Source organism: Craurococcus roseus (assembly GCF_039523795.1).
GTDB lineage: Bacteria > Pseudomonadota > Alphaproteobacteria > Acetobacterales > Acetobacteraceae > Craurococcus > Craurococcus roseus.
The window spans coordinates 1-8,498 of sequence record NZ_BAAAFZ010000116.1 but is presented as its reverse complement, the minus strand read 5'-3'; the positions used below and the strand labels follow the sequence as shown (position 1 = coordinate 8,498).

Annotated in this window: 7 protein-coding genes; 4 read left to right on the top strand and 3 right to left on the bottom strand. The window is 72.5% G+C overall.

Going from position 1 to position 8,498, the window contains the following annotated elements; translation table 11 throughout:
• From ABD067_RS25305 to ABD067_RS25295, 3 genes are all read right to left on the bottom strand, one after another.
• Window positions 1–638 (bottom strand): hypothetical protein (locus ABD067_RS25305; protein WP_343898205.1); only part of this gene is annotated, 638 nt, incomplete at its 3' end.
• A 93-nt stretch (window positions 639–731) separates the two neighbouring features.
• Window positions 732–872, bottom strand: a complete 141-nt coding sequence (locus tag ABD067_RS25300; protein WP_343898204.1) for a hypothetical protein — start codon at window positions 870–872, stop codon at window positions 732–734.
• A gap of 463 nt (window positions 873–1,335) precedes the next feature.
• Entirely contained in the window at window positions 1,336–2,127 is a 792-nt protein-coding gene (locus tag ABD067_RS25295) for a DUF3750 domain-containing protein (RefSeq protein WP_343898203.1), read from the bottom strand.
• A 418-nt stretch (window positions 2,128–2,545) separates the two neighbouring features.
• Between ABD067_RS25295 and mtgA the strand changes: the two genes are divergently transcribed.
• The 4 genes from mtgA to ABD067_RS25275 all read left to right on the top strand — a co-directional run.
• Window positions 2,546–3,199, top strand: a complete 654-nt coding sequence (gene mtgA / locus ABD067_RS25290; protein ID WP_343898202.1) for a monofunctional biosynthetic peptidoglycan transglycosylase — start codon at window positions 2,546–2,548, stop codon at window positions 3,197–3,199.
• A 478-nt stretch (window positions 3,200–3,677) separates the two neighbouring features.
• Window positions 3,678–4,085, top strand: coding sequence for a hypothetical protein (locus tag ABD067_RS25285; protein WP_343898201.1), 408 nt, complete (start codon window positions 3,678–3,680; stop codon window positions 4,083–4,085).
• Window positions 4,082–6,826 (top strand): bifunctional DNA primase/polymerase, encoded by a 2,745-nt coding sequence (locus ABD067_RS25280; protein ID WP_343898200.1) that lies wholly within the window; start codon window positions 4,082–4,084, stop codon window positions 6,824–6,826. Before ABD067_RS25285 ends, ABD067_RS25280 begins: the two co-directional genes overlap by 4 nt.
• A gap of 612 nt (window positions 6,827–7,438) precedes the next feature.
• Window positions 7,439–8,498 (top strand): exodeoxyribonuclease VII large subunit (locus ABD067_RS25275; protein ID WP_343898199.1); only part of this gene is annotated, 1,060 nt, incomplete at its 3' end.

Genomic DNA, 8,498 nt, shown 5'->3' with positions numbered 1-8,498 from the left:
GCCAGCAGCGCCGCGCCCGCGGCGTTGGCGTGGCGCACGGCGGCGGCGCCGTCCACGAGGAAGGCGGCGCGCGGCACGCGCTCGAGCGCCTCGGCCAGGGCGCCCCGCTCGCCTTCGGCCTCGGCGAGGCGGATGTGGACCGCGACCGCGCGGCGCAGGTGCGGCGCGAGCCGGGACAGGAGCCCGACCTCCTCGGCGCCGAACCCGCCCTCGCGCACCGTGCGGAGCACGCAGACGTTGGCCAGCGCGCCGCGCTCGCCCCGGGCGGCGCGCAGGTTGATGATGGAGCGCAGGCCCTGCGGCCGCAGGCACTCGTCGTGGAAGGCGGTGCGCAGGAACTCGGCCTTCGGCATCAGGTCCTCGTCGGTGACCACGCTCCCGACCGGGAGCGAAGCCGAGCGCGCCGCGAGCTCGTTGCGCCCGGCGTGGCGTTCGAGGTAGCGGGCCATGCAGGCGGGATCTACGCCGACCTGCACGACCCTGCCGGGGCAGTTCGGCCCGACCACGCCGAGCACCGCGGCGGTTCCGCCGAGCGCCCGCGCGAGGTCCGACAAGACCTCGTCCCAACCGCAGAAGCCCGCCGCCGCGTCGTACACGCGGTCGACCAAGGCGCTGGGCGGCTCACCGTCAGTCGGCATGGGCGCCGCCTCCCTGTGCCCGGAGGTAAGCTGTTATACGCACGGGGACGCCGCGCGTTTGTTCGTGGGTGCGACTGGTCGGCGCCGCCGGCGTCAGACCGTCCCGGCGCCGCCGCCGGAGATGGCGGAGCCGCAGCCGCCCACGACGCCGCCGGGCGGGGTCCGGACCCGGTCCCGCGCCGCGCTGGCGGCCGGGGCGATGGCCAAGAAGGGGGAGAATGCGGCGCGCGTCATGGCCCGTCTCCTGCGATCCCATGCCGGGATCGGCTCGGCTCAAGGGGAAACTGCGCCCAAACGCGGGCTGGCGCGGTGAGCCGGCTCACACCCGCCGGATGGTCGCCCAACCCGCCTGCATCGCTCGTCCGGGCCCGTCTCGAAGCGCACCACCGGCTCGGGCGCCGCGGCGGACCACCGTGGCATCGAGTGCCGCACCCGATGCACGCGCGGCTTCAAGAGCTTCGCCTCGGCCGGGCGCCTCCGCCGCAGCCAAGACGGGCCCCGCGACTTCCTCCGCCCCTGAACTCGCCGCAACCGGCATATCCCGGCCAGTCGCTGCCGCCTGCGTCGCCCCCGTCGTGCTGCCACCGCGCTCGCGCCCCTCTGTGCCGCATGGCCCGGAAGCGTCGTGCAAACCCGTGCCGGCAAGTTCGGCGCGGGCGCTGGCGGAGCCCGCGCAGGCGTGCCCCGCCGCGGATGTTCAGGTGGGCTGCATGGTCGGCGACGCGGGCGGCGTCGACGGACCGTCCGGTCCCGCCATGCCGAGGCGGCCCAGTCCCGGCAGCTTGATGGCGGGGCGGCGCAGGTCGAAGCCCGCGACCACGCCGAGGAGGTTCACCTCGACCCCCTCCACCCAGCCGACGGTCAGGCCGGCGTAGCCGCCTAGCGTAAACCGGAGCCCGGTGCCGGAGGGCGTCGTGCGCAACCACCGGCCGTCGTAGGGGTAGTCCTTGCCGATGGCCGTTGGGGGGAGGGAGATCCGGATCTCGGGCACGGCGTCCAGGACGGCGGCGACGAAGGTGTTGGAGTTCGGGCCCGGCCACGGGCGGTAGTCGCCCCGGTTCCGCCAAGCGTAGCCTGCGATGGCGGTCCGCATCCGCGGGATGAGGGCCGCGGCGGCCGAGCCGTCGGCGGCGAACACCGCCCCCGGCGCGCGCCCGAACCAGCGCCCGTCGGGTTCGAAGCCGTTCATGCGGATCGGCTCGCCCCAGGCGGTGTAATCGTAGCGGGTGTAGGCCGCGGCGCCCTCCGGCTTGAACACGATCCAGCAGTGGACGGCGAAGATGCCCCGCCAGCGCACCGTCTGCGCCGCGAAGACCCGCACAACGGCGTCGGGATGCAGCGCCGGGGGTGGCAGCAAGCCGGCGCTGGAGCGGTCGGCGGTGCGCCAGCCCGCGCCGGTGCCCTCCCGATGGTAGAGGGCTGCCGAAACGCCCAGGGGCAGGAGGAAGAACAGGGCGAACAGGAGCAGCCCGAACTTGAGGATGGACATCGCTCGGCATCATTTTGGTGCGCCGCCCGGAGCGGCAACCGCGGCGGGGGATGGGCGGCCCCGCCCGGGGCCCACGGCCCGGGTCAAGCCGGCATCGTGGGTGGCCGCGACGGGCCGCTGTTGGCCGGAGGCCCGCCGGCCAGCGCTCGCTGGCCCTCCGCGCAGCCGCGGCTTGTCGGCATGGCGGCCCCATGCCGTCGGATAAACGCGCGGCAACCGCGACCCTTCCCGGAAACCGGGGCGCCTTGACGCGGCTTCCTCCGTCCGGCACCGCTCGGGCGTTCTCGCCACCCGCCTGGAGGTCAGCCTTCGCCACTCACCTGCCGCTCGGCGGCCGCGCAGCGAGGGCCTAGTGCGGACCGGGGGGCGGCCCGCGCAGGATGGGCCAAGCCCGCCGGGTCGGGGGCGGCTCCGGCGCTTGGTCGGGCTCGCCGCCGTGCTCCTGGTCGCCGGCCCGCCGGCGCTGATCCTCGTCTTCCGCGTCCTGCCCCCGCCGGTGACGCCGTTGATGCTCATCCGCCTCGCCGAGGGCCACGCGATCCGGCGGGAATGGGTCGCCTACGGGGAGGTCGCCCCGGCGCTCGCCGAGGCCGTCATCGCGGCGGAGGACAACCGGTTCTGCGCGCAGCTCTTGGGCTTCGACTTCGCGGCCCTGCGCGGCCAGGTCGAGGCTTGGCGGGACGGGGAGCGCCCGCGCGGGGCCAGCACCATCACCATGCAGACGGCGAAGAACCTGCTGCTCTGGCCGGGCCGCGACCCGGTCCGCAAGGCGCTGGAAGCGTGGCTCACGCCGCAACTCGCCCTGCTCTGGCCCAAGCGCCGGGTCCTGGAGGTCTACCTGAACATCGTCGAGTTCGGCCCCGGCGTCTACGGCGCCGAGGCGGCGGCGCGGGCCTCCTTCGGCAAGCCCGCTTCGGCGCTGTCCGCGCGCGAGGCCGCGCTGCTCGCGGCCGTGCTGCCGAACCCCCTCGAACGCTCCGCCACGGCGCCCAGCCCCCACCTGCGGCGGCGCGCAGCCGTCATCGAGCGGCGGGTCGCGCAGATCCGCCCGTTGCTGGGGTGCGCACGGTGACCGTCCGCCGCAGCTCCTCCGGGCCGAACGTCGCCTCCGGGTCGGCCAGCAGCGCGCCGTCGGCTTGATCGGGAGGTGCCAACCAGAAGCGCCTGCGGGCTGTCGTTCAAAGGACGCGGGGAAGCGAGCCACGACCGTATGGTGCTCAAGCGGGATGGTGGAGCTGAGGGAACTGCCTCAGCCTTATGAATTCAAAGCTTTAAAGCGGCAAACGGCCTGGAGCCGCTCCATTGTTTTCCAAGGCCTTCCAAGCCGATTGGCAAACCTGCCGAAGCGCCGGTCGACGGCGTTGAGGCGTGATGGTGGGCACGCGGTCCGCGTGGCACCCGCGTCTCACCGACCCGTCGCCTAGCAAAGGAAAAGCCCGCCCCGCCCGGACCAGGGGCGAAGGCGGGCTAAGCAAAATGGCTAGGGCACGGACCCTAACGGGTCCCGTGTGCCTGCACAAGCGGCACGCGGACCTGCGGGAGGCGCCCCGATGAGCGCCGTTACCATTGTTATCGACCGTGATCGGAAGCGCCTCGCGGATCCGCTTGCCCGTCTCGGCTCCGAGCACGAGGGCGAGCGCTCCGCAGCTGCCTTGATGGCGGATTGCCATCTTCGGCAGGTCCTGCGCTGGACGTGGGCGCAGCTCATGGAGCGGGCCACCCGCCCCGCGCCGGTCGCGCTTCCGCTTCCTCTCCCCCCACGGCCCGCGGGCGATCCGGTCGCGCAACTCCGGTACGCGCTGGCGCGCTGGCGCTTTCTCTCGTCGTGGGAACGCCGGTTCGCCTCGGACTTGGAAGTGCAGATCTATCCGTTCGCCGGGGGTCGGCGCGAGGAGCCTGCGGAGGTGGCGCAGCGCGTCGCCCATCGCTGCGGGGCTACGGCGGAGGACGCGGCATGAGCGCGTCCTTGGACAGCAGCGGCCGGAGATTCCCGCGGGCCGTCACCGCGCTGCGGCGCCTGTTGCTGCAACAGGGCTACGCGCCCGTCCCTGCTGCCGGCAAAGCGAGCTTCCTGCCGCATTGGCGGGAAGCGGCGGAGCGTGCGGACGATGCCGAGTTGCGCCGCTGGGAAGGTACGTTCACGTACCAGGACAGCGGCGGCCCGCGCACCTACCGCGGCGAGCAACACACCAACACGGGGATCGCGTGCGGGCGCGTGGTGGGCGTCGACATCGACGTGCCGGTGCCCGCGCTGGCGGCGCGCCTCGAGGCGCTGGCGCTAGCGATGCTCGGCGGAACGAGGCTTCGCCGCATCGGCCGGGCGCCGAAGGTGCTGCTCTGCTACCGCGCCGCCGCGCCCATGGCGAAGCGCCGGACCCCGGAATTGTTCTTGCCGGACGTGACGAAGGTTCAGGTCGAGGCGCTGGGGCAAGGGCAGCAGTTCGTCGCCTACGGCGTGCACCCCGACACCGGGCAGGAATACGAGTGGCCGGACCTCGGCCCGGACGCGGTCCCGCTCGCCGGCCTGCCGACAGTGGCGGAAGACATCGTGAAGGAGTTCATCGGCGTGGCCGAGACCATGCTCCGGCAGGCCGGCGGCATGACGAAGGCCGAACGCGAAGCGGCGGAACGAGGCGAACCCCAGCCCGTGCCGCGCCGAGCGCCGAAAGCGGCGACCATCCACCAGCCGGCGGAGGGCGAAGGCTTCTTTCGGGCCGTCAACACGGCGGCGTTGGTGAACCTCGACGCCTGGGTGCCCTCGCTGTTCCCCCGGGCGAAGAAGCAGGACGGCACGGGCGCTTGGCGCGTCACCTCCAAGGACCTCGGCCGCGCGTACGAAGAAGACCTTTCGTTGCACCCTGCCGGAATACGGGACTTCGGGCCGGAAACCAGCCTCACACCGATTGATGTGGTGATGACGTGGGGCGGAACCGCGACGCCGACCGACGCAGCGTTGATGCTGTGCGAAGCCCTTGGAATTCAGCCCGCAGCCCTCGGCTGGAATGGCGGCTCAAGGAAGCCCCGCCCGCAGGCGAAGGGCGGCGGCAAGGCCGAGGCCAACGGCAACGGCAGCGTCGGCATCCGGGGCCGTGAGGAAGCCGGCCGGGCCGGGTCGGATGGCGGCGACCGGCGGCCCGAAATCCACATGGCGGGCGGCAACATCAGCGCCGAGGTGGACGCGGCGGAAGCGGCCTTGATCGCGGCCGACCTCGGCATCTTCCAGCGCGGCCCGATGCTCGTGCGCACCGGAACCGTGCGCGTGGAGGTGTCGGGTAAGCGAAAGGCCGAGGCGTTGCACGTCATTGAGCTGGATGATGCCGCGCTGCTGGAGGCCATGACGAAGGTCGCGCGCTGGATGAAGTTCGACGGCCGGACGAAGGAAGCGCGGGAGGTGAACGCGCCGAAGCTCGCGGTGGAGGTCTACAAGGGCCGCGTGGGGCGGTGGCGGTTGCCGGTCCTAACCGGCGTGGTCACCGCGCCGACGCTGAGAAAAGACGGGTCGGTGCTGGACCGCCCCGGCTACGACCCAGCCACCGGTCTGATCTTCGATCCGTGCGGCGTGGCCTTCCCGCCCATCCCCGAGCGGCCGACCAAGGTTGGCGCCACGGCGGCGCTGGACGTGCTGAAAGGGCTGGTCGGAACCTTCCCCTTCGTGGAGGGGCAAGAGGCCAGCAAGCCGGGCGCGGACCGCAGCGTGGCCTTGTCCGCGCTCCTGACGGCGACGATCCGCCGCGGCCTGCGGACCGCGCCACTGCATGGCTTCACCGCGCCGGCCGCAGGAACCGGCAAAAGCAAGCTGGCCGACCTGGCGTCCGTCATGGTCACCGGGCGGGAAGCCGCCGTGATCGCCCAAAGCGCCAAGCCGGAAGAGTTCGAAAAGCGGCTGGGGGCCATGTTCCTGGCCGCCGAGAACGTCATCGCCGTAGACAACGCCGAAGCGCCGTTGGGCGGAGAGTTCCTGTGCCAAGCCCTGACGCAGCCCCGCGTCAGGGTCCGCATCCTCGGCGCGTCCAAGGCCCCGGAGGTGCTGGCGAACAGCTTCATCACGGCCACCGGCAACAACCTTGTGCTGGCCGGTGACATGACGCGCCGTGCCATCCTGTGCCGGCTGGACGCCGGCGTAGAACGGCCGGAACTGAGGGCCTTCGTCAATGAACCCGTCGAGGACGCGAAGCGCGACCGGCCCCGGCTGGTGGCGGCGGCGCTGACCGTGCTTCGGGCCTTTCACGTAGCGGGGCGCCCGAAGCAGGCCGATCCGCTCGGTTCCTTCGCCGAGTGGTCCCGCTGGGTGCGGGATGCGCTGCTGTGGCTGGGGGAAGCGGACCCCTGCGGCACCATGGAGGAACAACGCCGCGCCGATCCTGTCCTAGAAACGCTGTCCGATGTGATGGCCGCGTGGAAAGCCACCATCGGCGTTGAGGCGCGGCCCGTGAAGGACGTGATCGCTCTGGCCAACACGCAGCGCCAGCCGGCGGACAGCATGGGCCTCGGACGGTCGGAACCGGCCTGTCCGGAACTGCGCAATGCGCTGTTGGGCGTCGCGGGGCGGGGCGGGATCATCAACCCGCGCGCGCTCGGCCGCTGGCTTGGCCAGCACCGCGGCAGGGTGGTGGAGGGATTCCGGTTCAACCAGGCGGGACTGCTGGACGGCCATATGCGATGGCGGCTCGAACCGCAGCCGAAGCCCAAACCGGGCTGAACGGCCGGCGCCGCTGGGAAGAGTGGCAAGTGGGTTTGGGCAACCGAACCCACTTCGCTTTTTGCACTTGGCCTTGCAGGTCAATGGGTTACCGGACCGTGGCAGGCTTCGAGTGGGTCCAAGTGGGGTCTGTGCGCTCCTTGCTAGTGAACTGTCATTGAGCGTGGCGCATTATCTCAATGCTCCAATGACGGTTTTCCGTGGGGGTATAGGGGAAATCCACTCAAACCCACTGGCCACCAGTAAGTGTCTGATTCCGGCACTTCTTTCTTCGGGGCGCAGTGGGTTTGCCTCGGCCAAACCCACTCCCGAAAAGCCCATGAAGCCCATGAAGCCCATGAAGCCATGAATGGAGGTAAGGGCAGAACGGTCCGGCTGTTTCGGGCCGTCCCTCTTTCGTCGGTCCGGATGCGCGATAACCGGGCATCTCAATCAGCGACTCCGAAGAGCTGACGCAGACCGGCGCGGTTCCGGCTTCCGCGAAGGGCGTCGCGTGTTCTACCGAGGAAGGCGATGGCCCTCGATTCGCACGCCGATTCGCCGCCGACGGGACCGCCCCGATGGGCGCCGGGGACGGCCGCAGCCGCAGCGGCCGCGCCGGCCAACGAGGCGGTGACGCTCCGCGCCTTCCTGCTCGGCGTGCAGGAGGCGATCAAGGGCGTCCCGGCGGCCTGGGTCAGGTGCGAGCTGCACAAGGTCTCCGCGAAGGCCAAGCTGACCGAGCTCGAACTGGTCGAGACCGACGCCGCGGGATCGATCGCGGCCAAGGTCCGGGCCGTGGTCTGGCAGGGCAGGTGGCGGCGGATCGCGGACGCCTTCGCCGCGGCCGGGCTGTCGCTCGAGGCGGGCAGCCGCGTGCTGGTCCACGTCCGCGCCAGGCTGCAGCCGGCCTTCGGCTTCGGCCTCGAGGCCGACGACATCGACCTGAACTTCTCCCTCGGAGACCACGCCGCGCGCGTGCGGGCCATCCGCGAGGAGCTGAAGAACAACGGCTTCTACGGCCGCCAGCGCGCGCTGCCCCCGGTCCGGGACTTCCTGCGGGTCTGCGTCATCGCCCCGGCGGGGGCGGCGGGCCGGGCCGACTTCGTGCGGGTCGCCGGGCCGCTGCACGAGCACCGGCTGGTGGAGATCCTGCACCTCGACGCCGTGTTCCAGTCCGCCGCGGCCTCCGCCTCCATCCGCGGCGCGCTGCGCGCCGTCTACAAGGACTGCGCCGGCGGGCGGTTCTGCGCGGTGGCGCTGGTGCGGGGCGGGGGCGCCTCGGCCGACCTCGCCCACCTCGCCTGCTTCGAGTTGGCGCGGGCGGTGTGCCTGATGCCGGTGCCGGTGCTGGTGGGCATCGGCCACGAGGTGGATCGCGGCCTGCTGGACGAGGTGGCGCACCTGTCGCTGCCGACGCCCACCGCGGTGGCCCACCACATCCGCGGCGCCGTGCTGTCCAACGCCCGGGCCGCGCACGCCGCCATCGAGGCGGTCCGCGCCGGCGCGCAGGCGGCCCTGGCCCGGGCCGAGACTGGCGTCGCCAAGGCCCGGGGCGACGCCCGCGAGCGGGGCAAAGACGCCGTGGAGTGGGCGGCCGAGGCGGTGCGCGCGGGCCGCCGCGCCCTGGAGCCGGACGCCCGGCGCCTGCTGGACACCGCGGCCAAGCGGGTCGCGGCCGGGCGCGACGAGG

Bases quoted from the DNA above. Each gene is read 5' to 3' on its own strand.
- ABD067_RS25285 (WP_343898201.1), top strand. From the start codon at position 3,678: ATGAGCGCCGTTACCATTGTTATCGACCGTGATCGGAAGCGCCTCGCG.
- ABD067_RS25295 (WP_343898203.1), bottom strand. From the start codon at position 2,127: ATGTCCATCCTCAAGTTCGGGCTGCTCCTGTTCGCCCTGTTCTTCCTC.
- ABD067_RS25280 (WP_343898200.1), top strand. From the start codon at position 4,082: ATGAGCGCGTCCTTGGACAGCAGCGGCCGGAGATTCCCGCGGGCCGTC.
- ABD067_RS25300 (WP_343898204.1), bottom strand. From the start codon at position 872: ATGACGCGCGCCGCATTCTCCCCCTTCTTGGCCATCGCCCCGGCCGCC.